Origin of the sequence: Exiguobacterium sp. s22, assembly GCF_018617455.1 — a bacterium.
In the GTDB taxonomy this organism is placed as follows: Bacteria; Bacillota; Bacilli; order Exiguobacteriales; family Exiguobacteriaceae; genus Exiguobacterium.
In genome coordinates, this window is record NZ_JACSKD010000006.1 from 16494 (window position 1) to 41818 (window position 25325).

At 50.5% G+C, this 25325-nt stretch carries 22 protein-coding genes; 4 read left to right on the plus strand and 18 right to left on the minus strand.

Annotated elements, in window-relative coordinates:
• Positions 1-17 precede the first annotated feature (17 nt).
• Positions 18-359 carry a YxeA family protein gene (locus KNO94_RS10760; RefSeq protein ID WP_214779547.1) on the minus strand — a complete coding sequence of 114 codons (342 nt, stop codon included), beginning with the start codon at positions 357-359 and terminating at the stop codon, positions 18-20.
• Positions 360-527: 168 nt separating this feature from the next.
• On the opposite strand from KNO94_RS10760, the gene KNO94_RS15430 reads away from it, so the two are divergent.
• Positions 528-689, plus strand: a complete 162-nt coding sequence (locus KNO94_RS15430) for a sensor histidine kinase (RefSeq protein WP_353047850.1) — start codon at positions 528-530, stop codon at positions 687-689.
• A gap of 12 nt (positions 690-701) precedes the next feature.
• Here the strand turns inward: KNO94_RS15430 and KNO94_RS10770 are convergent, their stop codons facing one another.
• Entirely contained in the window at positions 702-2549 is a 1848-nt protein-coding gene (locus tag KNO94_RS10770; protein WP_214779549.1) for a sensor domain-containing phosphodiesterase, read from the minus strand.
• A 281-nt stretch (positions 2550-2830) separates the two neighbouring features.
• On the opposite strand from KNO94_RS10770, the gene KNO94_RS10775 reads away from it, so the two are divergent.
• Positions 2831-4603 carry a C40 family peptidase gene (locus KNO94_RS10775; RefSeq protein WP_214779551.1) on the plus strand — a complete coding sequence of 591 codons (1773 nt, stop codon included), beginning with the start codon at positions 2831-2833 and terminating at the stop codon, positions 4601-4603.
• A 112-nt stretch (positions 4604-4715) separates the two neighbouring features.
• Positions 4716-7412: an EAL domain-containing protein gene (locus tag KNO94_RS10780; protein ID WP_214779553.1), complete on the plus strand. Its 2697-nt coding sequence runs from the start codon at positions 4716-4718 to the stop codon at positions 7410-7412.
• Between the two features lie 11 nt (positions 7413-7423).
• On the opposite strand, the gene KNO94_RS10785 is transcribed toward KNO94_RS10780, so the two are convergent.
• Positions 7424-8152 (minus strand): DUF3784 domain-containing protein, encoded by a 729-nt coding sequence (locus tag KNO94_RS10785; protein ID WP_214779555.1) that lies wholly within the window; start codon positions 8150-8152, stop codon positions 7424-7426.
• A 97-nt stretch (positions 8153-8249) separates the two neighbouring features.
• The gene (locus KNO94_RS10790) at positions 8250-9491 is read right to left on the minus strand and encodes a UDP-glucose dehydrogenase family protein (RefSeq protein WP_214779557.1); all 1242 of its coding nucleotides are present in this window, start codon (positions 9489-9491) and stop codon (positions 8250-8252) included.
• Positions 9492-9616: 125 nt separating this feature from the next.
• On the opposite strand from KNO94_RS10790, the gene KNO94_RS10795 reads away from it, so the two are divergent.
• Positions 9617-9856, plus strand: coding sequence for a hypothetical protein (locus KNO94_RS10795; protein WP_214779558.1), 240 nt, complete (start codon positions 9617-9619; stop codon positions 9854-9856).
• A 170-nt stretch (positions 9857-10026) separates the two neighbouring features.
• Here the strand turns inward: KNO94_RS10795 and rfbB are convergent, their stop codons facing one another.
• From rfbB to KNO94_RS10865, 14 genes are all read right to left on the minus strand, one after another.
• On the minus strand, positions 10027-11082 hold the full coding sequence (gene rfbB, locus KNO94_RS10800; RefSeq protein WP_214779560.1) for a dTDP-glucose 4,6-dehydratase: 1056 nt from the start codon (positions 11080-11082) through the stop codon (positions 10027-10029).
• Positions 10988-11959: a glucose-1-phosphate thymidylyltransferase RfbA gene (rfbA, locus tag KNO94_RS10805; RefSeq protein WP_214779563.1), complete on the minus strand. Its 972-nt coding sequence runs from the start codon at positions 11957-11959 to the stop codon at positions 10988-10990. Before rfbA ends, rfbB begins: the two co-directional genes overlap by 95 nt.
• Positions 11956-13077, minus strand: coding sequence for a DegT/DnrJ/EryC1/StrS family aminotransferase (locus KNO94_RS10810; protein ID WP_214779565.1), 1122 nt, complete (start codon positions 13075-13077; stop codon positions 11956-11958). The genes rfbA and KNO94_RS10810 overlap by 4 nt, the downstream gene beginning before the upstream one ends.
• 24 nt (positions 13078-13101) lie before the next feature.
• Positions 13102-14082, minus strand: coding sequence for a glycosyltransferase (locus tag KNO94_RS10815; RefSeq protein WP_214779567.1), 981 nt, complete (start codon positions 14080-14082; stop codon positions 13102-13104).
• A 14-nt stretch (positions 14083-14096) separates the two neighbouring features.
• Entirely contained in the window at positions 14097-15209 is a 1113-nt protein-coding gene (locus KNO94_RS10820; protein ID WP_214779569.1) for a polysaccharide biosynthesis C-terminal domain-containing protein, read from the minus strand.
• On the minus strand, positions 15173-16429 hold the full coding sequence (locus tag KNO94_RS10825; RefSeq protein WP_251125946.1) for an ATP-grasp domain-containing protein: 1257 nt from the start codon (positions 16427-16429) through the stop codon (positions 15173-15175). The genes KNO94_RS10820 and KNO94_RS10825 overlap by 37 nt, the downstream gene beginning before the upstream one ends.
• Entirely contained in the window at positions 16368-17576 is a 1209-nt protein-coding gene (locus KNO94_RS10830) for a glycosyltransferase family 4 protein (protein ID WP_251125947.1), read from the minus strand. The genes KNO94_RS10825 and KNO94_RS10830 overlap by 62 nt, the downstream gene beginning before the upstream one ends.
• A 5-nt stretch (positions 17577-17581) precedes the next feature.
• A complete protein-coding gene (locus KNO94_RS10835; RefSeq protein WP_214779573.1) occupies positions 17582-18625 on the minus strand; it encodes a polysaccharide biosynthesis protein in 1044 nt (347 codons plus the stop codon).
• A 106-nt stretch (positions 18626-18731) separates the two neighbouring features.
• A complete protein-coding gene (locus KNO94_RS10840; RefSeq protein ID WP_214779575.1) occupies positions 18732-19370 on the minus strand; it encodes a sugar transferase in 639 nt (212 codons plus the stop codon).
• Between the two features lie 3 nt (positions 19371-19373).
• Positions 19374-20525, minus strand: coding sequence for a non-hydrolyzing UDP-N-acetylglucosamine 2-epimerase (gene wecB / locus KNO94_RS10845; RefSeq protein WP_214779582.1), 1152 nt, complete (start codon positions 20523-20525; stop codon positions 19374-19376).
• A gap of 11 nt (positions 20526-20536) precedes the next feature.
• On the minus strand, positions 20537-22099 hold the full coding sequence (locus tag KNO94_RS10850; protein WP_214779584.1) for an oligosaccharide flippase family protein: 1563 nt from the start codon (positions 22097-22099) through the stop codon (positions 20537-20539).
• Between the two features lie 18 nt (positions 22100-22117).
• Positions 22118-23164: an EpsG family protein gene (locus KNO94_RS10855; RefSeq protein WP_214779586.1), complete on the minus strand. Its 1047-nt coding sequence runs from the start codon at positions 23162-23164 to the stop codon at positions 22118-22120.
• Positions 23165-23179: 15 nt separating this feature from the next.
• A complete protein-coding gene (locus tag KNO94_RS10860; protein WP_214779588.1) occupies positions 23180-24106 on the minus strand; it encodes a glycosyltransferase family 2 protein in 927 nt (308 codons plus the stop codon).
• On the minus strand, positions 24103-25317 hold the full coding sequence (locus KNO94_RS10865; RefSeq protein ID WP_214779590.1) for a glycosyltransferase: 1215 nt from the start codon (positions 25315-25317) through the stop codon (positions 24103-24105). Before KNO94_RS10865 ends, KNO94_RS10860 begins: the two co-directional genes overlap by 4 nt.
• Between the last annotated feature and the right edge of the window lie 8 nt (positions 25318-25325).

The following is a 25325-nucleotide window of genomic DNA, read 5'->3' on the forward strand; positions in this document are numbered from 1 at the left end:
AAGAATGGCTTTTTTAATTATGGCTGAAGTATGACTTGTGGGACATCCGAACGGGATACTTCCTCGTATGAGGTAACCGTGTCTCCATCTTTCACATAGAGGCGTAAGTAAGCCCCTTCCCGAAGTTTGTTTGCGGCCGTGAAGGTGACTTCCATCGCCTTCCCATCAGACGTGAAAGCGGGTTGCGTGTATACGTATCGCTTCATCACGTCACCGTTCTCGAGTGTCGTCTCTTCCACGTCAGACACCGCTTCTACTTTGACGAACAGGGTGTCTTTCCCAAATCGATTCCAATCCACCTGTGTTAGCCCACCAATCAATACAATCGAAACTATTGCAATTCCAATCCATTTTTTCATATTTTTCTCTCCTTACCGAACCGCCGTCATAAAGCGGGCCATGCTCAATTTCTTATATAATGCCCTCCTTCACAATGACGAGTCTGTGCACGTGACCGTTCGAGTCGAAGGTGACATCGTGACGATTGTAGATGATGGACATGGATTGCCGAATCCGAATTACCTTATATCTTTGAACGCTATTACCGGAGCACGAATACGGACGACGCACGCGGAAGCGGTCTCGGCATGTCCATCTCACGGGACATCATCGAAGCCCACGGCGGGATGGTCGAGGTCGACAGTGTACCGGGACACGGCACTGTAATTCGAATCCAATTCACTCCATAACAAAAGGGACGCTCAAGCGTCCCTTGTCTGTGTCGTATAGTCAGCAATCCATCTTTCAAGTGCTTCAAGCGGTAACGGTCTAGAGAAGTAGTATCCTTGCATCTCGTCACAACCGAGTTCGCGCAACGCGTTCCACTGTTCGAGTGTCTCGACCCCTTCACATACCGTCTTCAAATTCAAACCACGCGCCAGGTCGACAATTGATTCGACGATGACGTTTCCGGTCGGGTCATTCTCAGTCACTTGAATGAACTGACGATCGATTTTAATCTCATGAATCGGATAATGCTTCAAATAAACAAACGCCGAGAACCCGGTCCCGAAGTCGTCAATCGAAATGGAAAATCCTTCTTCTCGGAATGCGATGAAACGATCGATGACGTGTTGCTGGTTTTCCATCCCCACACTCTCCGTGATCTCCAAGGTCAAATAGCTCGTACAGACCCCTTCTTCCCGAGCGATTTGGGCAAATTTTTCGACGACTCCTTCAGATAGAAAATGTCGTGCCGATAAGTTCAGCGCGAGCTCGTAGCGGTCTCCCCGATTGTGCCACTGTTTCAACTGCCGGCAAGCCGTTACGAATGCCCATTCTTCTAAATCGATGATGATGCCTGTCGATTCAGCAAGTGGGATGAAGTCAAGCGGTGGTACAAGCCCTCGTTCTGGATGATTCCAGCGCATCAATCCCTCGAATCCCCGCAGTTCTCCCGAGGACGCATTCACTTTTGGTTGGAAATAGAGTTCAAATTGACCTGCGAGCACCCCGGTACGAAGATTCATTTCTAACAATAAGCGTTCTGACGCCTCCTGTGCCATCTCTTCTTCAAAAAACGCGATGACACCACGTTTCTCATCTGCTTGACCTGCCACGACGCGAGTCGTATGAATCATATCTAACGTAGAGCGACTCTCCTTCTCAATCGAAATGAAGGCACTTGTGGTCAACACGACATCCAATTCATTAATTCGATAAGGAACTCGCGTGACTTGCTCACATAAATGTTCCGCAATCGAACGCACTTTTCTCCGTTCGCCATAAGGAATCCAAATGACAAATCCCGATTGTGACGTGCGCGCAATTCTTGATTCATCGATGACCTCTCGCAACCGTCTTGCCATCTCTTGTACGATGAGATCAGACGTTTCGGTACCAATCGCATCCTCAATCGATCGAAAGTCGTCTGCACGAATATAAACAATAGACCCTAAAAATCCTCTCGTCTGCTGACGCAATGCATCGACTTCATCGACAAACGCATACTTGTTCATCAACCCTGTCAGCTCATCTGTATAGGCTAACTGATGAATTCGTTCATCCACTAACTGTCGATCGAGCCGGAAGTACAAAATCGCAATAAAGTCCGTGAGCGTACTGACGATCAATTCCTCAAGGTAGTTCCACTCTCGCGGTAAAAATGTCTCACAACAGACGACACCTTTGGCACGATTGTTCGCATAAATCGGAGCATCAAGCATCGAATGAATGCGTTGACCTTCCACAAAATACTCTGTATAAAGTTCTTTCACCCATGGGTGATTTCGAACATCCTCGAATGCAAGGACCCGCTCCGTCTGCAGTGCGTCAAAATAATCCGGCGCAAGTTCACGATACACCGTCAATTCCGGATAATGCGTTCCTGACTCGTGGGAATATGCGACTTGACATGTAATGGATTGATACGATGGATCGAAGTGCCAGATGGACACCGTATCAACCGCCAGCATATCGGCGACGATTTCACACATATATCGAATGGCTTCCTGTACCGTTTCTTCGGTCACAATCGGCATTCTTACGAGCTCGAACAGTTTCTCTTGATGTTTACGATATGTTCGGTTTGAAAAGTTCTTCTCGACCATGTCTCTGCTACCTCACCCATTTTAATTTGACCTAATGATAGCACGAAACATCCTCCATTACGTTTTCCAAAATTCAACAGAAAGTCAATATTTCCTCCTTTTTCGAATCGGTTAAATATCCATTTTTATCCACTTCTAAATTATTGACCTGCTTTTAAAGAAAGGAAGGTCAATTGACCCTTTGAACCATTGCTTGTGTATTTCATATCGCCTTACAATGAACTTGTATTGTTTCACTCGTTGAATGATTTTGTTCTCACTCTTTGAAAGGATGTGACGCTATGAATCCAAAGTCCGGTCTCACCTACTCCTTTGCGGCGCTTGCAGCAGTCAGCTTAGTTGCCCATGCGGATGAAGTGGCTGCGGCGAGCACTCACACCGTGCGTTCGGGTGACACGCTCTGGTCCATCAGCCGCTCATACGATGTGTCCGTTGCAACCATCAAATCGTTGAACGGTCTTTCTTCCGATCACATTCGCGTCGGTCAAAAACTGAGACTCACAGGCAGTCCCTCTGCTGGGACAGGTGGTTCCTCATTAACCACGACGAGCACGAACCGTGTCACGACGACACACGCATTGAACTTGCGGGTCGCCGGTGGAACGTGGCATCGCGTTCTTTTGACGATTCCTAAAGGTACGACGCTCACCCCGATCCAAACGAACGGATCGTGGACGAAAGTCAGTCACGGCGGACAGACCGGTTGGGTGCATAACGATTACTTGCAAAAGGCATCGACCTCTAGTAGCACCGACAAACCGACAACGGTCACACCGAGCCCGGCAACGGCACAAACGAAAGCAAACTTGAACCTTCGTTCCTCAAAGTCGACGAAGACGACCGTGTTGATCACCATTCCAAAAGGAAAGACGGTCACCGTCCTATCAGTTGAAGGGTCTTGGTCAAAAATAAAGTATGGATCGAAAACGGGATATGTCGCCAATACATATTTAACAACATCAGGAGAGGCGACACCGACGAATCCGAGCACAGATACATCTCTCAATCAATCGTTCGTCACGACCGCGAACTTGAACGTGCGCCAAGGTGCCGGAATCGGCTACGCTCTCGTCACAACGATTCCGAACGGTACCGTCGTCAAGGCGACGAAACAGTCCGGTAGTTGGTACTATGTCACGTATAACGGGAAGTCCGGATACGTGAGTGCCGGCTATTTGAAACAGACGTCCACGACACCGAGTGACCCGGCTCCGAACGAAGGAGATGCCGGTGCCGGCAATGCGGCTGTCGATTACATTGTCAACACGCCGTCCCTGAACGTCCGTTCGAGTTCATCTACGAACGCGACCATCATCGGGAGTGTCAAAGCGGGACAGACGTTACGCGTCGTCGAGTCCTCGAAAGGCTGGCTACAGATTTATTACGGCAATACGGTTGGATTTGTCGCCTCGGCTTATGTGAAAACCGTCCCGAAAGGCTCGGCAGACGGCCCGTCTTGGGTCGAAGGCTCTTATGACGCCAACTCATATTATACGTACTACCCGACATCGATTCGGTCTCAGGCGAACGAGTCGAGTAGCACGGTCGGTTCGACACTGCGCGGAGAACTGTTGAATGTGATCGGAGAGACGGCGACCCACTATCACCTGTCGTCAGGATTCGTCGCAAAATCAGCTGTCACCGAAATCAAAGGGCAAAGCGCCCAGTCGACACGACTTTCGACCATTCAAGTGGCCAAGCAATATGTCGGCACACCGTACGTATGGGCGTCGTCTAGCCCGGCAAACGGTGGATTTGATTGTTCCGGACTCATCTATTATGTATTCAATCAATCCGGTGTCAGCATCCCACGGACGAACGTTGCCAATTATTGGGGTGGCGCTTACTTCGGATCACAGTTACCAAAGTCGTACGTCCCTCAAGCAGGCGACCTCGTCTTCTTCGAGAACACGTATACCGCAGGACCGTCACACATGGGCATCATGATCAATTCCGATACGTTCATCCATGCCGGTTCATCTGGATTAGGATACAACCAAATCAGTAAAGAACCGTATTGGCAGTCACGCTTACTCGGTTATAAGCGACCGTGACTTTGGTCACGCTAAAAAACCCGACGAAAGTCGGGTTTTTCTTTCGTTTTGCAGGATTTTCATCCTGCGACCCGAAAACGGAAGTATGATGAAGGAAAAAAGGAGGTGCCGGATGGGTCAACCCCGTTTTGCTAAAATTCCATATCGTACCTACACGATGGCGCTCGCGGTCGCTTGTCTCATCGGTGTCCTATTGTTCGGGCTTGGCACGAGCTTTTATTGGCATGAAAAACAAGAAGCCATTGACGTGACAATCGCGAACTTGAATCAGGCGGCCGATTTGGCTGGCGTCGAAGCGTATGTGACCTTGTTCGAAGCAGCGACGCGTTATGAAAATCAATCCAATCAGACGACGTCATTCCTATCCACACCGTATAAAGAACGCGCTTTGCAATACAATGAACGACTATTGAACGACTTCGAGGCCGGTGTGAACGAACGGGAGCGAGAGACGCTCCAGACGTTCTCACAGGATTTGACCCGGATTCTTGACGAAGAACAGTTCGACGCGGTCCCGACCGATGTCATCAGTTCCATCAACCGACGCTGGCTGTATCAAGCGCTCGAACAGACGAACCAGTCGAATGCGGCCTATGAATTGACCGACGCCATCATGCGGATGCAATCGATGCTTATGCGAAATGGAGATGCCTTGTTCCGCGAACCGGTCGACGAGACACAACTCGAAACGAGCGTGGACATGGTTGTCGGTGAAGCTTCGCTCATTCAATCCATCCTCGAATCGAACGAGACGCTCCAAACGAAAGCGATTGTAGATGTGGCAGAAAGCGGGCAATCATTCTCCAATATGGCGAATCGCGAGGCCTCCTTAGAAGCCCGTTATGTCAATTCGACGAACATCTACGAAGATGCTTACGGGGCCCTTCGCTCGGTTCGTTCGACTTCCGAGACGATGCTTCAAGAAGAGAGTAAACATTACAGAATTCTCGCCACTGCGTCATTTGTGATGACGTTACTCTTATCGCTTGGACTCCTATTCTTGCTCTACTATACGCGCAATCGTTACAATCACGATTTGGCACATCTCAAGGCACGGGCACTCGCCATCGACCCGAGTCTAGCACCCGTCGAGGCGACATTCCCGAAAACACACGACTTCCGCGGAATCGAGGACGAGTTACGTGAGATTGCCGCAAGCGTACACTCGACCGTTCATGAGCTCGAGAATCAGTCACACGACCTCGTGCGCTACCATGAGCGGTGGTCATCCCTCTTTTCCGAGACGGGACTTGCTATCGCGTTAATGGACGACTCATATAATTTGATTGAACGAAACGAGATGTTCCGGCAGTTTTTCGGTGACCGGAACTTATATGAGATCAACCAATTGTTCACCGAGACGGGTCGCCGCCTGTTCGAGCAAGCGCTTGAAGGTGTGACCGATCAAGGGACGAGCGCCCAGTTCATCATTCATTTAAAGGGAGAACATCTCCGCTATCTGAACGTGAAACTGACGCCGCTCAAACGAGAAGAAAAGATGACGTATTATCTCATCGTCGAGGATGAGACGGACCGGGTCGAACGGGAACGAAAAGTCGACCGCCTCGTCCGGTTCGACTTAGCGACCAATCTCTATAATGAGTATGGCTTCATCCGCAAGTGGGAGAAGCAAGAGATTGACGGCGTATTCGTCCTCATTCGGATTCACGATTATCATCACCTCGTCGACTGGTATGACCCGGCGTACGCCGACCTGCTTATGATTGAGTTCGCGCGTGCCGTCGAGTCCCGTCTTTCGAAATATGCCCAACATCTGTTCGGACGATATCGAGACGACACGTTCATGCTGTATGTCAAAGGGTTCTCGTACGAAGACGAGCATGAGTTGTTGGAACTCTTCCCAACAGAAGTGACGGTGAATCATAAACGACAAAACGTTCACATTCAAATCGGAGCGACCGAGACGGAGGCGACGTACAATGATTGCCTGTTCAAAGCGATGAAGGCACTGCAACACGCCAAAGAGACACGCACCCCCTCGGTCTGGTATGACTCCGAGATTTTGGCCCAGATGCAGCTCGCCGCGCTGATTGAACAAGCGCTCCCGGATGCCATTCGAAAAGGTGAACTGACAGTCGTCTATCAACCACAAGTTGAATTGAAAACAGGTCGCATCGTCGGAGCCGAGGTGCTCGCCCGTTGGACCCATCCGGACATCGGCGTCATTCCTCCGAACGAGTTCATTCGCGTCGCGGAACGGTCCGATCAAATTCTATGGCTCTCCCATAATATTCTCGACCAGACGATTGCGCAGCTCGTCGCGTGGCAAGGGACTGCGTTTGAAGACATCTCCTTGTCATTCAACTTGTCGGCCCACTCGGTCGATCCGTCCATCGTGACGAAGCTTCGGGATTCGATTGAAGTTTATCCATGGCTACCGGATCGGTTGAAGATTGAATTGACCGAATCGTCGGATATCATGTCGTATGCGAGCGAACTCGAACGGTTAGAAGATATCGCCGACCTCGGCTACTGCCTCTCGATTGACGACTTCGGGACGGGATATGCTTCATTCGAAGCGATTTGGCATCTTCCGATTCAAGAAGTGAAGATTGACCGGATGTACGTGAGTGGGAAGGCGAAAGAAAGTACGTCCTTCTTACGTGCCGTCTCCCGCTTTGCGAACGAGCAACAGCTGACCGCTCTCGCCGAAGGCATCGAGACCGAGAACGACTTGTCACGGATGCTTCGTGAAGGGGTCGAGCTCGGGCAAGGCTTCTACTTCTCCCCCGCTCTAGACGCGGCTGCATTCGAATCATGGGTCAACACAAAGGGACACTCGCGTTGAGTGTCCCTTTTTCAGCGTGAACGAATGGTTTCATATAACTGCCTCGTCTCTTCGACCGAAGACTGATTGAGATAAATCGGTTCCTCTGACCAGTCGAGTCGAATGACCCCTTCGACATCACGATCGATAAAGAGAAGGACATCCTCCCCTGCCTCCGTCCGAAAATGACCCGTCAGACGGGTTCCCGTGTCTGCTCCGTTCGTCCGACGCGCGATCTCCGGCAACGTCGTCCATGTCACATTGTCCACCTCATCAAACGGGACCTCTCGACCATAACTGCCTTCGATCACGATCGCCTCATCCGTCACGGTCACCTCCGTCGGTTGACTGAACCAAAACAAGAGGGCCGGCACACCGACGAGCAAGACGACGGACACGATGATGATGGGAATGAGTCGCTTTTTGCCGTCCGGTCTCAAACGTCCCCCTTCATCATAAATATTGCCGTCATAGCGTTGCATCCGCCATAGCATCCCGACAATGAAGACCATCAGGACGAGAAAGAACGGTTCGAGCGGGACGTCCCAACCAGACAAATCGATGAACGCGATGATGAGAAAGATCGCACCAATGCCGTAGCACATCCAAGCAATCAGTCGTGCCACTTTCTTGATGTCGACCCGTTCCTGTCTCTCCTTCGACATCGTATTGTAACCGGAAATCAAGTGGTACCACCCGAGCCGGTCTACTGCGAAACCTAATGCGGCAATGATGATGGCCACTAACATGAGAATCCACATATGCCTCGCCTCCTCTCCTTTCTTTACGTCATGACTCCCATAAAAGATTCACATCTCGCAAAAACAGGACCGCCTATATGCGCGGTCCTGAACAGGTTTAGTTTGAAGTCGGTGTGTTCGACGGACGTTGCATCCGTCCGATTCCTTCGTACGACACATCGCCTGGGTCACGGGCGAACTTCCATGCGTTCCGTGCATCAATCAACCGGCGCTGGCACATGCCATTGAAGGCATCCGGTGCCAAATTCACGATTTCATCCCATTCCGTGACGAGAATGGCATAATCGGCTCCCTCCAGCGCCTCTTCGACCGTCGTCGCTTGTGGATAGTCCCATGTGGCAACCGGGTCATACCCGATCACGTCCACGTCACGGGCCACCATATGGTGGGCAAGTAAGATCGATGGGGCATCCCGCATATCGTCCGTTCCCGGTTTGAATGCCAAACCAAGAATGGCAACGCGCATATTTGGCGCGACGTTCAATTTCGAGAGCACGTACTCGATTTGCGACTCATTCACTTTTGCCGCAGCCCGGATGACACGTAGGTCGATCTCGTTCTCACTTGCGACGTGAAGGAGTGCGTTCATGTCTTTCGGGAAACACGAACCGCCATACCCGATTCCTGCGTTCAAAAATGAACGTCCGATGCGTGGGTCAAGTCCCATCCCGTCCGCAATCGTTGAAATGTCCGCACCTGCTTGATCGGCCAGACGCGACAAGTCGTTCATGAAGCTGATTTTCGTGGCCAAAAAGGCGTTCGAGGCGTATTTGATCAGTTCTGCGTTAATCGGGGTCGTACAGATGAGCGGAACACCGAGGCGTCCATAGATGCCTGCCAACTCTTCTGCGACTTCTAAATTTTCACACCCGATGACGACCCGATGTGGCTTCATGACATCTGCGAGCGCACGTCCTTCTTGTAAGAATTCAGGTACGATCGCGAACGTATGAGAAGGGTACATCAAATTTAATAAATCCGTTGTGCCAGGTGGAACCGAGCTACGGATCACGATTTTATGTTTCGTATTTAGCTCTGTGAGGACCGCTTCGATATAGGATAAGTCACAGCTTCCATCCGGCTTACTCGGTGTCCCGACTGCAAGAACCAAATAGTCGACGTGTTCCGTATCCGCGATTCGGCTCGTCAATGTGATTTGATCGGCGTGTTCTTGTAACACTTCCGCCATGCCTGGTTCATGGAATGGCGGGTGCCCACTCTTGAGAAGACGTAACTTCTCTTCGTCCGCTTCTACCCCAACCACGTGATGACCGGCTTTTGCCAACCCACAAAGTGTAGCCAATCCAACGTATCCTAAACCAACTATTCCAAATTTCACATCAGTTCCTCCTTCAATCATCTTATATAAGCGTACCGAAACACGCTCAAGAAGTGAAGCTTCTAACACTCTCTTGATGTTCTTTGCTATAATGAGTCAAAATGATGGGTGAAAGGACAAACCGCATGGGCTTAATCGCTTTCTTCTTGGTTACATTGTTCGTTTATTTTTGGCTTCCAGTCCGGGGGGGACTGAAAACGTTTCTACTCGTTTTGATCATGGTGAGCGGCTGGCTCTCCATCTTCGAGTTGGTTTCGATTCTAGAGGCAAGACCGTGGGTGTTCGCACCCATTTTACTCGTGATTGCTGCTGTGAGTTGGAAAGTACAGCGCGACCGCAAACGAGAGCTAAAGAAAAGTGTTTGACCTCGGTCAGGCGCTTTTTCTTTTTGTACTATTCTACACAAGGTGTAAAGCTCCTGCCTAATGAAAAAAGAAGCGCTGTTACGCGCTTCTCAGTCGTTTTCATCGTGTCACGTTCTGCCCTTTATCAATCCTCAACATTGCACTCATCTTGAATGCATTTCCTCATTGATTCAAATCGATGAATACATCTTCTCATAATAGGAACGATATGCTCCAGACACGATGTCCTCGACCCACTCCGGATGATTGCGATACCATTCAATCGTTTCTTCGATGCCTTGTTCGAAACGATAACGCGGCGTCCATCCTAGTTCCTCTTTCATTTTTGTCGCATCAATCGCATAGCGCCGGTCGTGTCCTGGCCGATCGGCTACAAATTGAATCCGGTCTTCGGGTAAGTCAAACGCCTGTAATATCGTTCGAACGAGCTCGAGGTTCGTCTTCTCGTTGTGCCCACCAATATTGTACACTTCTCCGACTCGCCCGTTTTGGCGAACGAGATCGATGGCCTCACAATGATCTTGAACGTGTAACCAATCCCGGATGTGTCCCCCGTCCCCATATACCGGAAGCGGCTTACCGGTCATGCAGTGATGAACCATGAGGGGAATCAACTTTTCTGGGAATTGATATGGACCATAATTGTTGCTGCAACGGGTCATTTTAATCGGTAACCCGTACGTCTCATGATAGGAGCGGACGAGTAGGTCTGACCCTGCTTTTGAGGCCGAATACGGACTGTTCGGTGCGAGCGGAGTGTCTTCCGTGAAGTAACCCGTCTCTCCGAGTGATCCGTACACTTCATCCGTCGACACATGGACGAAACAGACATCAGCTCGGTATTCCCGGCTATACTTGTCGTCCGGGTATCGTTTCCAATGACGTTTTGCCACATCAAGCAAGACTTGTGTCCCGAGAATATTTGTCGATAAGAACAACTCAGGTTCGAGAATGCTTCGGTCGACATGCGATTCCGCTGCGAAATGCACGACTTCGTCAATCTCAAAGAGCGAGAACAGTTCATCGATCGCCGGACGGTCTCGGATATCCACTTTACGAAACACATAGAGCGGGTCATTCTCGAACGCTTTGACGTTCTCTAAATTACCGGCATAGGTCAAAGCATCGACATTAAGAATTCGCGACGTCGGATGTTTTTCCCGCAAGTGTTTTATGAAATTTGATCCGATGAACCCGGCTCCGCCAGTCACTAGGATTGTATGCATGGGTCTGTTCTCCTTCCTCTAGTAGTGAAATCAAATATTGGCCATAGTCTGTCATCTTCAGCGTCTGACCGATATCGGCCAACTGTTCACGTGTGATGAATCCACGACGCCACGCGATCTCTTCTAGACAAGCGATGTAATAACCTTGACGTTCTTGAACGGTTTGAACGAAAATCGAGGCCTTGATCATCCCTTCCGGCGTTCCCGTATCGAGCCAAGCCATTCCCCGACCGAAGAGGACGACGTTCAACTCGCCCCGTTCCAAATACATTTGGTTGATGGATGTGATTTCAAGTTCTCCACGCGGAGACGGTTTGACTTGTTTGGCGAACTTGACGACTTGGTTGTCGTAGAAATAAAGTCCCGGTACCGCATAGTTTGATTTCGGGACTGCCGGTTTTTCTTCAATCGATAATACACGGTGGTCGGCATCAAACTCGACGACCCCGAAGGCGCGAGGATCTTTGACTGGATATCCAAATACCGTCGCCCCCGACTTCCGCTCTTTCGCGTCTTGCAAGAATTGCGTCAAGTTCGGTCCGTAGAAGACGTTATCTCCGAGAATGAGGCAAACCGAGTCATCCCCGATGAACGATTCTCCGAGAATGAAGGCGTCGGCGAGACCGACCGGCCGTTGTTGTACCTGATAGGTGATAGAAATGCCGAGTTGGTGTCCGTCACCGAACAGTCGCTCGTAGCCCCCGATATCTTTCGGGGTCGAGATGAGCAGAACTTCTTTGATCCCGGCAAGCATCAAGACTGACATCGGATAATAGATGAGGGGCTTGTCGTAAATTGGTAACAGTTGTTTCGAGACTGCCTTCGTCATCGGGTAGAGACGTGTGCCGTTCCCACCCGCTAGAATGATTCCTTTCATCGTTCGTTCCCTCCTTCAAGGATTACGTCACAAATGCGGTCGACCATCTCTCGTGTCATGTCGGGATAAAGCGGTAACGTGATTACTCGATCCGAGACATATGTTGCGTTTGGTACGGATACATCAAATGCATAACAGGCAAAGTCGGTGACGAGTGGATAAAAATACTTTCGTGCGAGGATGCCATGTTGGGCTAAGTATGCCATCAATCCATCACGTGCCTCTTTACCCGGTGTGACAAGAATCGGATAATACGCGTAATTGGAGTCGGTTTGCTCGTTCCGAAGGTTCAATCGTAAAAACGACGCCTCCCCCAATCGTTCATCATACCGTTCAACTAAGCGTTTTCGTTTTTCAATATCTGAATCGATTCGCGGAAGGTTGCACCGTCCCATCGCTGCTTGAAACTCATTCATCTTGGCGTTTCCTCCGACCGATTCAACCGTTTCTGGACCTGTGATTCCAAAGTTGACCGCTTGATGGATGGTCTCGACGTAACGTTCCTCCCGAAACGTTAGCGCCCCTCCTTCAATCGTATGAAAGACCTTCGTCGCATGAAAGCTGAACATCGTGAGGTCTCCGAACGTCGCGACGTCACGTCCTTTGTGACGGACACCGAATGCGTGCGCTCCGTCATATAACACCCGAAGTCCATATCGTTTGGCAAGTTGCTCAATCGCATCCACGTCACATACGTTTCCGTAAACATGAACGGGCAGGATTGCCGTCGTCCGTTCCGTGATCAACGCCTCAATCTTGTTGACGTCAATCGTATAGTCGACCGGATTGATGTCACAAAAGACCGGCGTAATCTGTTTTCGAATCAGCGCGTGGGTCGTCGAGGCGAATGTGAACGGGGTCGTGATGACCTCACCTTTCAACCCGAGTACGTCAATCGCCGTCTCGAGCGCTAAATGTCCGTTCGTCAAAAGAGAGACGTGCGGGACGTGGAGACGCTGTTGCAGTTCTTCTTCAAGGGCACGTACATGTTCGCCGCGATTGCTTAAGTGACGGGATTCCCAAAGCGGGCGAATCATGTCGACGTATGCATCGAATTCAGGCATGCTCGGCCTTGTGACCGGAACCGAAGTCCCGGTTTCGGTGTGTGAACCATTCATAGTGAGATCGCCCCTTTTCTTTGATTAAGCGAACTTCCGACTACGCAGCTTAATCAACCATTCCGTCATCTGCGGTTGTTTAACCATTAAATATGGTCGAATTCGCTCCATTCCGACAAAGCGTTCCAAATAACGCTCATAGCGAGGAGACCGTAACGTGGCATAATCCTGTTTCAACCGATGCAATCCAACCTCGAACGAGATTCGGGATAATTCTAAATCATGATGGTACTTTCCGTCCGTATAGGCATCGAATAAGTCAAGGAAACGAATAAAGTCTTCATGTCGCTTCACATCGCGCTCAAGATTCCCTTCATTCCAAATCGTCGTGGCGGAGCCGATTACCCCGTATCGATACACACTCATCACTTCCGGCATATAGTAGGCATATCCTTGACTCGCCATGTACAATTTGACCGATGCGTCCGTCGCCGGTGTCTCTTTGATCCATTCTGGTGCCTCCACAAGGAAGCCGTTTTTATACATCATCGACATCGTCGGAATAAATCCGAGCAATTGTAGCTCGCCAGCATCATAGGTGCGGGCGACAGACGAAGCGAGTTTTCGATTTTCTGGCATCCATGGAATGACGCGCCAGTCGGTATGGAGCTGCCCTTCCGTTTCGACGTATGCGTCATGGAAACAGAGTGTACAGTCCGGATGGGCCTCCATATAATCCACTTGCTTTTGTAACTTATGGGGGTCGGTCCAGTAATCGTCCCCGTCACACAGGGCGATGTATTTGCCCTTCGCCCGTTCTTCGTTCAACCGACTGATGAAGACTCCCGTTGAATATTTATTTTCTGTTTGATAGATGACATTAAACTTGTCAGGATATTTCGCTTCATACTCTCGGATGATGTCCGCCGTTCGATCGGTTGACGCATCGTCATGAATGAGAATCTCCACTTCGAAGTCTGTCTCCTGCTTTAAAAATCCTTCAATCGTGTCCGCGATATATGCTTCGTGATTGTACGTGATACAGTTGATACTCACCATGACCATGATGACATCCTCCTTTACGAAACTTCTGCATCTTGTGTGACGGTCGCTCGATACGTGTCAGGATGATGGGCATCAAACGGTTCATTCACCCACATCACGGTCACTAAATCTTTTGTCCCCGTGTTTTCGATATGGTGGACGTAACCCGGTGGAATGTCGATGACCTCGAACTGTTCTTCACTGACGTAAAACGAGATGATCTGGTCCTCGTCCATGTGTCGAAGGCGAATCACCCCTTCCCCGCTCACAACGATGAATTGTTCATGTTTTGACTCATGCCAATGCTCCCCTTTTGTGATTCCCGGTTTTGCCACATTGACCGATACTTGACCGCGATCAGGCGTTTTGAACAGTTCGGTGAAGGAGCCGCGCGCGTCTTGATGCATCGTGAGAGATGACGTCATCCGCTCTTTCGGCAAATAACTCAAGTACGTGCTATATAGTTTTTTCGTGAACGGATCTGACAAATCAGGAATTCCTCTTGCTAGACGGACGGCCTCGAATGACTCGATCATTCGCGCCACATCAAACAAGTTGATGTTGTAGGTCGGGACCGTCGGATAGAGACCGAGGTCTTGTTGTAAGGTCTGCATGAAGGATGCGACGACGTCATCGATGTGTGCAAGCGTCAACACGTGTTCCGGATTCGTCACCGTGACTGTCTCGCCTCGTGCGATCTGGTAGCAAAATGTCGTGACGGCACTGTTATAAAAAGGACGTCCCCATTTCCCGAACAGGTTCGGGAGGCGGAAGAGGTGAACGGCTTTCCCGGACTGTTGTCCGTAGGATTGTAAGATTTCTTCCGCCGCTCGTTTACTTCGACCGTAAGGATGATCTTGCGTCGCTTGTGTCGACGAGGCGAAGAGAATCGGGACCGGATTAAAGGAAAGCAGTTCGGTCGCGATGGCCTCGGTCAAGTCGACGTTTCCGACCGTGAACTCGTCGGGGTGGTCCGGCCGATTCACACCGGCCAAATGAAAGACGACGTCGGCACGACGTAAATACTCACTTCGTTCGACAGCCGAGGTCGAGCGGGTGATCGGGAGGACTAGATGTCCGTTTCGGTCTAACGCGTGAACGACATGTCTTCCTAAAAAGCCGTTCGCACCGGTGACGACGATTTCCATGATTCTTCCTCCTTTACATCGTTCGACGTGATATGAAGGGTCATCCACTGTTCCGGCTCATTCAACAGTCGCATCATCGCCTCGACATCCTTGAAACGAAGAATCAAGCTACCGAGCGCTCGATTCGCTCCATCGAAACGAGGGACTTGCGCGCCGATCGCATAGCACAAATTCGAATGCATGATCGCATAGTCATCGTTCATAAAACTGATTCCCATGAAGCGCCCCTCTTGCTGACTCCCTAAAATGAAGTAAGCCGATGGCACCGTGACCAGTTTCATGTCGATTGATACGGGTTGACCTAAGGCGACGTCGATTGTGGCTTTGACCAAGTCGACCCCCGTCGCCTGTTCAATGATTTGCGGGATATAGTTCCCACCATTCCGAGGACCGATATCCATCAAATAGACGTCCTCTCCTTTGACGAAGATGTCAAAATTGAGCGGTCCGTTTTGGAGGCCGACCTCGGTGATCATCCGCTGCAACGTCTCATGTACCCGGTCGAGCACATGTGGAGGATGTTGACTCGGAAAACTCGCACTGATCGGGGCGAATGGATTCACGCCTCGTTCATTGAAATGACTGTTTCCGAAGCAGCGGAAGACGAGTTGTCCCTTGACGATAAACCCATCTCCTGCGACTTGATAACCGTCCCGTCGGATAAACTCTTCGACGACGACCTCATCACCAAACGATACCTCGAGTGCGGCAGACACTTGCTCGCGAAGTCGATCGACCCCGTCGTTAGAGCACCATTTGCTGATTCCTTTACTGCCCGATGCGTCAGCTGGTTTGATGACGAATTCCCCTTCGACGAATTGCATCGTGCGCATTGCCGACTCGAAGTCTGTAAACGCATATGCTTTTGGAACCGCGAATCCGTGGTCACGTAAGAACGTGCGAAATCTTGCCTTATTCGTCAACGTCTCCACTGCTTGGAGAGGATTGCTCTTGAGTCCAAGTGCTTCGCCGACATAGGCGGCGGTACGGGCGGCAGGATCCGATGCATAGGCCAGTATGCCGTCGATTTGTTCTTGCCTTGCTATGTCGAGCACGCTCTCCCGATCGAGTGAGCTGATGCAGTAATATCGGTCGGCCACTTGGCGCCCCGGGTTGTCTGGTAAGTAATCACAGAGGATTGTGAAAATCCCTTGTTCTTTAGCCTTCTGAATGACGGGAACTTGATGCATCGCTCCCCCGAGTAACATGAGCTTGAGCATGGTGATGATCTCCTTTGCGCTTGAGTGGTAGAATCCATCCTGCGTATACGTTCGCAGTACTTTCGTTTAAACGGTGCGATACCAACTGCTTTGAACGTCGTCCATGTTCGGTCAAGCGTTCAGGGCGATCCACGTACTGTCTGATCTGTGTCGCAAGTGAAGCCGCCGTCGGTTCACATTTGTAACAATTGACACCTTCATGAAGATGTCGCGCGACGTTATCGACCTCATGACTCACGACAATCCCCATCCCTGAGGCGCATGCTTCGATGATGGTCAGATTTCCGTTCGAATACGTGGCCGGTAGGACTAAAATATCCGAGTCGCGATAGACACGATGTAAGTCATCCCAAGATTGAATATCGTCGAGGAAAGTGACCTGTTGTACGCCCTCATCTTCGATATAACGCCGGCACGCCTCTGCCAAATGTCCTTCTTGATTCATCGCTAACGTAAGTAGCGGATACTCTTGTTTCAGCTGATGATACGCTTCGAGCGCCACGAGCGGTTGATACCGTTCAATCAGACGGTTGGCAAACAGGATGCGAATCGGATCGTTTCGCCGTTTTTTGCGACGCAGCGGATGTTGCATATGCGCTTCGATATCGATGGGGTACGGGACACTGACGACTTGTTGCGCCGAAAAACCGAACTCTTCAATGAACTGCGTGCGCGCGACGTCCCCCATCCCGAACAACAAATCCGCTCGTTTGAACAATCGATAAATCCACATCGTCTTACGTGGTACATCTGCTTTTGATAACAGTTTGGATTCTCCACAATCCTCACTGGTGACGTTTCGAATCGGTTCACTCATCATGACGACTTTGACTCCGAATACGTGGAGGATGTGTAATAGCAGTGCATGAAAGGGAGTGAATCCCGCCAGCAAGATCACATGTGGTCGAAACCGGATCAGCTGGATGAAGACGTCAAGCGAGAGATAGTTCGTTCGCCTCGAGTAGAACGAGTGTCGCAACACGCGACACCTCTTTCCGAGCGGCACTTTCCACCAATCCGGGCGTCGGTCGGTCAACCGTTCATAAAACCAAAATTCGGTATCGAAATGGGACTGAAGAGTGTCACAAAATTTGACTTGATACGGTGCGGCGATATTCGACAGAAACACTAGACGTTGTTTGGACATCGTCATCACCCGATTCGTTTGACCGAGGTGGGAACGGTCCAGTGTGAGAGTTCTTCTTGGATATACGGTAACGTCAACAACAACTCTTTCACTTCATCCACGCCAAGCTGTCGTGTGTTGTTCGAATTGTACTCCCCTTGCGCGGTCAGTTCCTGACTCCCTTCGCTGAAGTACTTCTCATAGTTCAAGTCACGGTTATCGGCCGGAACACGGAAAAAACCACCCATATCTTCAGAGACGACTTTCTCTTCTCGCGTCATCAACGTTTCAAACGCCTTTTCGCCGTGCCGGGTCCCGATGACCTTGATGGGAAGGTCGACCCCGAACAACTGCTTCAACGCCTCAGCGAGTACGCCGATGGTCGATGCGGGTGATTTTTGAACCATGATATCCCCTGCGTGCGCGTGATGAAACGCGAAGACGACGAGTTCGACCGCATCGGCAAGACTCATCAAGAAGCGGGTCATGAGTGGATCGGTCACGGTGAGCGGCTCCCCTTTTTTAATCTGTTCGACGAATAAGGGAATGACCGACCCACGAGATGCCATCACGTTCCCGTAACGTGTCCCACAGATGAGCGTCCGGTCCGGTCCGACCGCACGGGCTTTGGCGACGAATACTTTTTCCATCATCGCTTTGGAGATCCCCATCGCATTGATGGGATAGGCCGCTTTATCCGTCGATAGACAGATGACCTTTTCGACACCCGCTTCGACCGCGGCATTCAGGACGTTCTCTGTTCCTAAAATATTTGTCTTCACCGCCTCGATGGGAAAGAATTCGCAGGACGGAACTTGTTTCAAGGCCGCCGCGTGAAAGACATAGTCCACACCATACATGGCGTTCTTGACACTATTTGGGTCTCGCACATCTCCGATATAAAATTTTAACTTGTCATGATGATAGCGATTGCGGATGTCCTCTTGTTTTTTCTCATCGCGTGAGAAGATGCGGATCTCTTTGATATCCGTATCGAGGAAGCGCTCCATCACGGCATTCCCGAACGATCCGGTACCACCTGTGATGAGCAACGTTTTATTCGAAAACATAAGAAGGCTCCTTTCTATGCTGTCAATTCCTAGGTGTATGGAGTGTGGTATGTCATCATTTACCCGTAACGCATCACTTGAATTGGTAAGTTAATGGAAACGGTTATCATTTTTTCGCAACATGCATCATCTTTTTTTCTTCAGGCGTCGGAGTCGGTGGATGGGCCCCCTCGACGATGCCTTCACGGAGGATGACGTTTCGAATCGTCAATCCGATACAGCGCAGATCGAACCAAAATCCCATATGTTGCACATACTCTCCGTCGAGTCTCGCCTTCACATCGATTGGGAGCTCATCGCGTCCTTTCACTTGTGCCCAACCCGTCAATCCAGGTATAGCCGCCGTCGCCCCTTCCTGCCGTCGCGCCGCGATCAAATCCTCTTGATTCCATAGTGCGGGTCTCGGACCGACAATCGACATCTCCCCTTTCAAGATGTTCACCAATTGCGGTAACTCATCGAGGCTTGTCTTTCGAAGAAATGCACCGACCCGGGTGATATGCTTCGTCGAGTCGTTGAATAAATGTGTCGGCACATCGTTCGGTGTGTCCTGATGCATCGTACGGAATTTATACATCCAAAATCGCGATTCGTTTTGACCGATCCGTTCTTGTTTAAAGAACACCGGTCCGGTCGAATCAAGTTTGATTAGAAGGCCAATGATGAGTAGGAACGGTGCGAGCAGGAGCAGTGCCAATCCGCTGAGTGTCCCGTCAAAAATCCGTTTGAACGTCGGATATCGCATGGCTCACACCTCTTTCTTCTCAGTCGACAGTCCGCTCTGTTTCCATACTTCCCGCATGACGTAATCGGTGTAGGACAACAGGATGCGTAGCACTTTATCCGACACGTTTGGCATCGCGTAATCGTTCACGAGTCGCATCGGTCCTTCCGTCTCCTCTACAATTTGGAGCGCTTGTAGCACGCGATCCCGTTTTAACCCGACCATCATCGCCGTCCCTTCTTCCATCGCCTCCGGACGTTCGTGCGCCTGTCGGATATTCAATCCTTTGATGCCGAGAATCGAACTTTCTTCACTGATCGTGCCGCTGTCCGAAAGCACAGCCTTCGCATGTAGTTGTAAGTGCACGTAGTCACTGAATCCGAGTGGTTTAAGGGTCCGGATATTCGGATGGAGCGTCACGCCACTCTCACGGATACGTTTGGCCGTTCGAGGGTGCGTGCTGACGATGAGTGGCAGTTGATACGTAGTCGCCACCGCATTTAGCGTATCGACCAAGTCAAAGAAGTTCTCGTCATCGCTTATATTTTCATCTCGATGGGCCGAGACGACGAAATAGTTGCCTCGTTCAAGGTCTAGCCGCTCTAGGACATCCGACCGTTCAATCTTGTCCCGTTGTCGATGGAGTACCTCATACATCGGGCTCCCCGTCTTGATGATGCGGTCTGCCGGCAACCCTTCTCGAAGTAAATATTCGCGGGCGATGTCGCTATAGGTGAGGTTGATGTCGGCGATGTGGTCGACGATGCGCCGATTCGTCTCTTCCGGGACCCGTTCGTCGAAACAACGATTCCCTGCTTCCATATGAAAGATCGGGATTCGGTGACGTTTCGCAGCGATGGCGGCGAGACAACTGTTCGTGTCCCCGAGCAATAAGACGGCGTCCGGCCGTTCTGCCGTTAAAACCGGATCGATTGCGATAAGGATGTTCCCGATCGTTGCCATGGGACCGTCTGCGGATGCATCTAAAATGTAGTCTGGGGTACGCAGCCCGAAGTCCTCGAAGAAAATTTCATTCAGTTCATAGTCATAGTTTTGTCCCGTGTGAACGAGGACATGGTCGATGGCTTCAGAAACTTCGAGACGAGCCATCACCGCGGACAATCGAATGATTTCCGGCCGTGTACCGACAATCGTCATCACTTTGAGTCGTTTCATGTTGTTCCCTCCTAGGACGTATGGTGAGTAGATAGGATGCGTAGTTTCAATTGAGCGAACACTTGACGGAACATCGATTTCTCCGTCTCATCAAACGCGAGACCCCACATGAGGAGCCCGTATATACCGACTAGAACAATTCCTTTCACACCGAAACCGAACCAGTTCGATGACGGGAAGAAGAACTGGATGCCCCATCCAATGAGCGTATACAGGAGTAGGCCGGGCAACAGCTTCAAGTGACACATCCGGAAGAAGTTGAGGATATCAAGGCCGAGGACCCGGTGATAGATGACATTCATATATAGAACTAGTCCGACGATGTTTCCGATACAGATGGCGACCGCTGCGCCGATTGGTCCAAAATGCGGAATCAACAGCGGCGATAACGTCATGCTGATGACGGCGACAATCAACGAGGCGAACGCCCGATATTCCACTTTATTTTCGGCGATCAATGTCGTGTTGCCGATGTCTTGCGTCAACGTGATGAGACTCGGGGCGACGAGCAACAGTGCGATGACGTAGGAATCTTTAAATGCGTCACCGACCCATAGGTGCATGAATTCTCGGCCGAGGACGAAGAATGTCGTAAGAATCAATCCGACGATGTACAGTTGAATCCGACCGATGCGAACGAACAGCTGTCCGATTGCCTCTCGATCGTTCCTTGAGAGCATCCGGCTCACCTTTGGTAGGAACAAAAAGCCGAGCGCCGAGGCGATGGTCCAGACGTACCCTTCAATCACCATCCCGACCGAGAAGAGCGCAATCGAAGCACTTCCCGCTAATATCCCAAGAAGACTCGGCGTGATATTGAGGACGAACCGCTGTGCCACCAGCGTGACCGTACTCCAAGAGGTGAAACTGAAGATGTCCTGATACATCCCCTTCTCCCGATTTCGGAAGTTGGCGCGGACAAATGTCTTTCGCCGGATAAAGAGATATTCGACGAGAAGGACGATCGTGCCGACGAGCGCATTGACGATGACGAGTGCATAGAGTCCGTAGCCGAGAAGCAAGGCCGTGACCATCAAAGCGACCATCCCGACCTTTTCAGCAAGATGCAGCGCACTCGAGAAAAGAAATTGTTCGTGGGATACGAGAATACCGGAGAACGGTTTCGTCGGGAACGAGACGACGATGAACAGTCCCGCTACGACGTAGAGGACTTTCAACTGTTCGAGCTCGTTCGCTGTCAAACTGGCGTAAATGGAGTCGAGAAAGAAGTATACGATCGTGAGGATGAAGAACAGCACAATCGAGATGGCGATGAATAGTTTGTAGGCGATCCCTAAGAAGCGACCCGCTCGTTCATGATCTCCTTCGGCCATATATTTGCTCATAAATCGTGAGACGGCCGCATCAAGGCCAAAGTCCATCGCGAACATACTAATCAACGAGGTCGTCAACATGTACAACCCGTAACTCGCCTGTCCGATTTCGTGAATCATCCATGGTGTATAGATGAGGCCGGATAAAATCCCGAAAAAGATTTGCGTGTACGACATCATCGCCCCAATTTTGATTTTCCGGTTACTGCTCGCCTCATCCACTGTCATACGTGTTGACATCTCTCTCACCTCCTCGATTTACCAGAAGAACGAATACACCGGAGCATCTTGAATGAATAACAGACCGAGAATCATGACGGCCGAATAATAGACGACGAGTCGTTCTCGTCGCTCGAACGTGACGACAATCTCTGGAATCATGAGCAACAGGAAGAGCGAAAAATATTGAACAAGCCGCATCATCGACGGATTGATGAATGTCAGCGGCAAGAGACAGGCGGCGAGTAACAAGGCATTAAAGAAGTGAATGGCGGCTGGATTATGCTGTAAGATGACGTCTCGTCGCCATAGCGCAACGACGAGGACCGTGATCAGCATGATACTGAAGTTGACGGCACCGGCACCGTCTAACGCACTGTACGTGTCGTAACCGGATAGTTGGACCAGTATGTCAAAGAAGGTGTTCCGAAACAGGAACAGACCGATGATGACCCCAAACATCGTCATCAAATACGCCTTGGTCAGCTGCTTATTGGCCAAAAAGTAGAACGGAAGGAAAATCAGTGCCGACTTATGAATCGTCATGGCTACAAATACGATAAGGAGGAACCACCCGAGTTTACGGGCACGGACGAAGTGATAACCGACGAGTACGACGAGTGCCGTCGCCATTGTTTGACGCAGCCCCGTGACAGCGAAAAATTCGTAAAACAAGACCGAGAAGAGAAGAAAGCTGATGAGTGCCTCGCTTGAATATTCATAAATGAAATATCCGAGCGGAATCATGAAGATCATCGCTACGATCACGAGATACACTTGATAGTCCGTGACCACGTATTGCAAAAGACGCTGGAACAAGTAATATCCCGGATCCTCACTTTCCGTGAATAGAATTTGAAAGAAACGATCCGTGAACGCATGAAGCGGTAGGGCTTGAGATTGAAGGAAGAGCGCCTTATATTGGGCTGTATCGTCTCCGACCGAGATATCTCGAAGACCGGACAAGACAATCCATTGAATCGTGGCAAATGAGACGAACCAACCGCGTCGACTTGGAATGTCATGACGCATCAAGAGCAGTGCCCAACCGACCAACATCGCGATATTGATTAAATAGATTGTCATCTCCATCCCTCCTCCCTACCGATAGATCAGGTTCGTCATCCCTCGATAAAGTGACAGCAAGTTTGAAAACAAGATCCCGTGCCAGCGGAGCCAACGATATTCCATCGGCCCAAAGTAACGAGTCACGTCACGGGTCGCTAAGTAGCGTTCTCGAACGTCCGTCGCGTTTTCTTTAAACGTATGCTTCAAAATGATGGATGTCAGTTCCTCTCCGTTCTCGCGGACTTCGACGTCCTGCAGCAAGCGTTCCAAATAACGATTTGATTCCTTCGTGGCCCGATGCGCAATTTTTTTCGTCTGCTGTTCACCGTGAATCCGAGAATAGACGAGTGGCTCGCGCATCACATAAAAATCGTATCCGTCGAGTGCCAGTTCGACCCAACAGATCCAGTCTTGAATGAATCGGTCCTCTAACGAAAATCGGCGATGGTCGAACGCTTGTCGTGGAATCAAGAGGGCGCATCCGTTCAAGGTCGAGGATAAAAGCAGATGACGAAACATGTCCTGACTTGAATAAAAGCCCGCCACTTTCCGTTGCACCCGCCGAATCGGATCCCCGTTCTCGTCAATGAATGATGTGCCTGTGACGAGAATCGTCTGATTCATCGGGAGCTTTTGTTGACGCATCACGTCGAGCTGTCGTTCGATTTTTGTCGGTGCGTATACGTCGTCGTGGCTAAGCCAGGAAAAGAATTCGCCTCTCATCTCTTCGATTCCACGATTCAACGCACTCGAGACACCACCGTTTTCCTTTTCTACGTAACGAATCTGGTCTCCATAACTTGTCGCGATGGCCGCGGTCTTTCCATCGTCGGTCGAGCCGTCGTTGACGACGATGACTTCAATCGCCGGATGGGTCTGCGCCAAAGCGCTGTTGATACATGTCCGTAAATAATCACTCCCGTTATAGACCGGGATGATAATAGATACGAGTGGTGTCATAAGACGTTCCTCACTTTCTCCGTTTGCAGTTCCTCGTACACACGGAGATAATCCTCCGCTCGTTCGTATAGGTCGAACCGTTGACGTGCCTCGTTGGCACAGGCGATTCGTGAGATCGAGGCATGTCGTAGACGTTCGAGCCCATCCATTAGGTCAGGAACAGATCGCGACGCGACGACGACACCCGTTCGTTCGGTTACGAGTTCTGGACTCGCTGTCGAATCGAGTACAAGGACTGGTGTGCCGCATGCGAGTGCCTCCGCCGTCACATTGCCGAACGATTCTTCTTCCGACAGGTTCAACAGGACATCTGCCGCGGCATAATAGGAAGCCAACTCCTGCGAATCATGTGTCTCCTGAATGTGGAGCACGTTCGCCGGAAGCTTTTGTTGTGTCGGCATATGACCGACCAACACGATTTGGTCGGTCGGTCTCGCTTTGGCCAACTCTAGAAACGCCGTCAGTCCCTTCGCGTCACTCCAATGACTGGCGACACCTAATAAAATCGTTTCGCCCGTCAATCCGAGTTTCGCCCGTAGAGAGACCGCATCTTTTGGTGTAAAGGTTTTTAAGTCGACCCAGTTATGGATACGGCGAATGATTGTCGCGTGTTGAAGGATTGAAAAATGAGCTTCCATCGTGATCCAATCCGATACACCAATCACCGCCAAGCGCGGAATGGCTTCGAACCATTTCCGTTTGTCCGCCAACATGTCTTCGGTCCGATCGACAAACCAACTCGGAATGTCGTCTTTCAGAAGTGGACATTGCCCACATCCGTCCTTCCACCGATCGCAACCGACCGAGGTGTAATGCGTACATTTCCCGGTGAATGGCCAACAATCATGTAGCGTCACAACGGTTGCGATATCGTGCATCGCCAAATAATCAAACAAGATCTGGAGATGAAGATAATTGGCGTGCAGATTATGAAGATGAACTACGTCCGGTTGAAAGCTGTCTAGAAAGGTGACCAGCTCGGCGGTCGACCGCTTCGACGTATAGCCTTGGCGCCCGGTTACCCGAGAATGGAAGGCATGCCATTTCGTTTCCCATGCCTGTCCAATCACCACACTCGTCTCGGTCACCGATCCGGTCGAATGGGCGATTCGAACGTGATGACCGTGAGAGGCATGGACGAATGCGAGCTCTTTACACATTCGTCCTGTGCTCTTCACTTCATTGATGGCATTGATGTGTAGAATCTTCATGACGACAC

Excerpts from the sequence above, each read along its gene's own strand:
- KNO94_RS10760 (WP_214779547.1), bottom strand. The coding sequence starts at position 359 with ATGAAAAAATGGATTGGAATTGCAATAGTTTCGATTGTATTGATTGGT.
- KNO94_RS10770 (WP_214779549.1), bottom strand. The coding sequence starts at position 2,549 with ATGGTCGAGAAGAACTTTTCAAACCGAACATATCGTAAACATCAAGAG.
- KNO94_RS10775 (WP_214779551.1), top strand. The coding sequence starts at position 2,831 with ATGAATCCAAAGTCCGGTCTCACCTACTCCTTTGCGGCGCTTGCAGCA.
- KNO94_RS10780 (WP_214779553.1), top strand. The coding sequence starts at position 4,716 with ATGGGTCAACCCCGTTTTGCTAAAATTCCATATCGTACCTACACGATG.
- KNO94_RS10785 (WP_214779555.1), bottom strand. The coding sequence starts at position 8,152 with ATGTGGATTCTCATGTTAGTGGCCATCATCATTGCCGCATTAGGTTTC.
- KNO94_RS10795 (WP_214779558.1), top strand. The coding sequence starts at position 9,617 with ATGGGCTTAATCGCTTTCTTCTTGGTTACATTGTTCGTTTATTTTTGG.
- rfbB (WP_214779560.1), bottom strand. The coding sequence starts at position 11,082 with ATGCATACAATCCTAGTGACTGGCGGAGCCGGGTTCATCGGATCAAAT.
- rfbA (WP_214779563.1), bottom strand. The coding sequence starts at position 11,959 with ATGAAAGGAATCATTCTAGCGGGTGGGAACGGCACACGTCTCTACCCG.
- KNO94_RS10810 (WP_214779565.1), bottom strand. The coding sequence starts at position 13,077 with ATGAATGGTTCACACACCGAAACCGGGACTTCGGTTCCGGTCACAAGG.
- KNO94_RS10815 (WP_214779567.1), bottom strand. The coding sequence starts at position 14,082 with ATGGTCATGGTGAGTATCAACTGTATCACGTACAATCACGAAGCATAT.
- KNO94_RS10820 (WP_214779569.1), bottom strand. The coding sequence starts at position 15,209 with ATGGAAATCGTCGTCACCGGTGCGAACGGCTTTTTAGGAAGACATGTC.
- KNO94_RS10825 (WP_251125946.1), bottom strand. The coding sequence starts at position 16,429 with ATGCTCAAGCTCATGTTACTCGGGGGAGCGATGCATCAAGTTCCCGTC.
- KNO94_RS10830 (WP_251125947.1), bottom strand. The coding sequence starts at position 17,576 with ATGTCCAAACAACGTCTAGTGTTTCTGTCGAATATCGCCGCACCGTAT.
- KNO94_RS10835 (WP_214779573.1), bottom strand. The coding sequence starts at position 18,625 with ATGTTTTCGAATAAAACGTTGCTCATCACAGGTGGTACCGGATCGTTC.
- KNO94_RS10840 (WP_214779575.1), bottom strand. The coding sequence starts at position 19,370 with ATGCGATATCCGACGTTCAAACGGATTTTTGACGGGACACTCAGCGGA.
- wecB (WP_214779582.1), bottom strand. The coding sequence starts at position 20,525 with ATGAAACGACTCAAAGTGATGACGATTGTCGGTACACGGCCGGAAATC.
- KNO94_RS10850 (WP_214779584.1), bottom strand. The coding sequence starts at position 22,099 with ATGTCAACACGTATGACAGTGGATGAGGCGAGCAGTAACCGGAAAATC.
- KNO94_RS10855 (WP_214779586.1), bottom strand. The coding sequence starts at position 23,164 with ATGACAATCTATTTAATCAATATCGCGATGTTGGTCGGTTGGGCACTG.
- KNO94_RS10860 (WP_214779588.1), bottom strand. The coding sequence starts at position 24,106 with ATGACACCACTCGTATCTATTATCATCCCGGTCTATAACGGGAGTGAT.
- KNO94_RS10865 (WP_214779590.1), bottom strand. The coding sequence starts at position 25,317 with ATGAAGATTCTACACATCAATGCCATCAATGAAGTGAAGAGCACAGGA.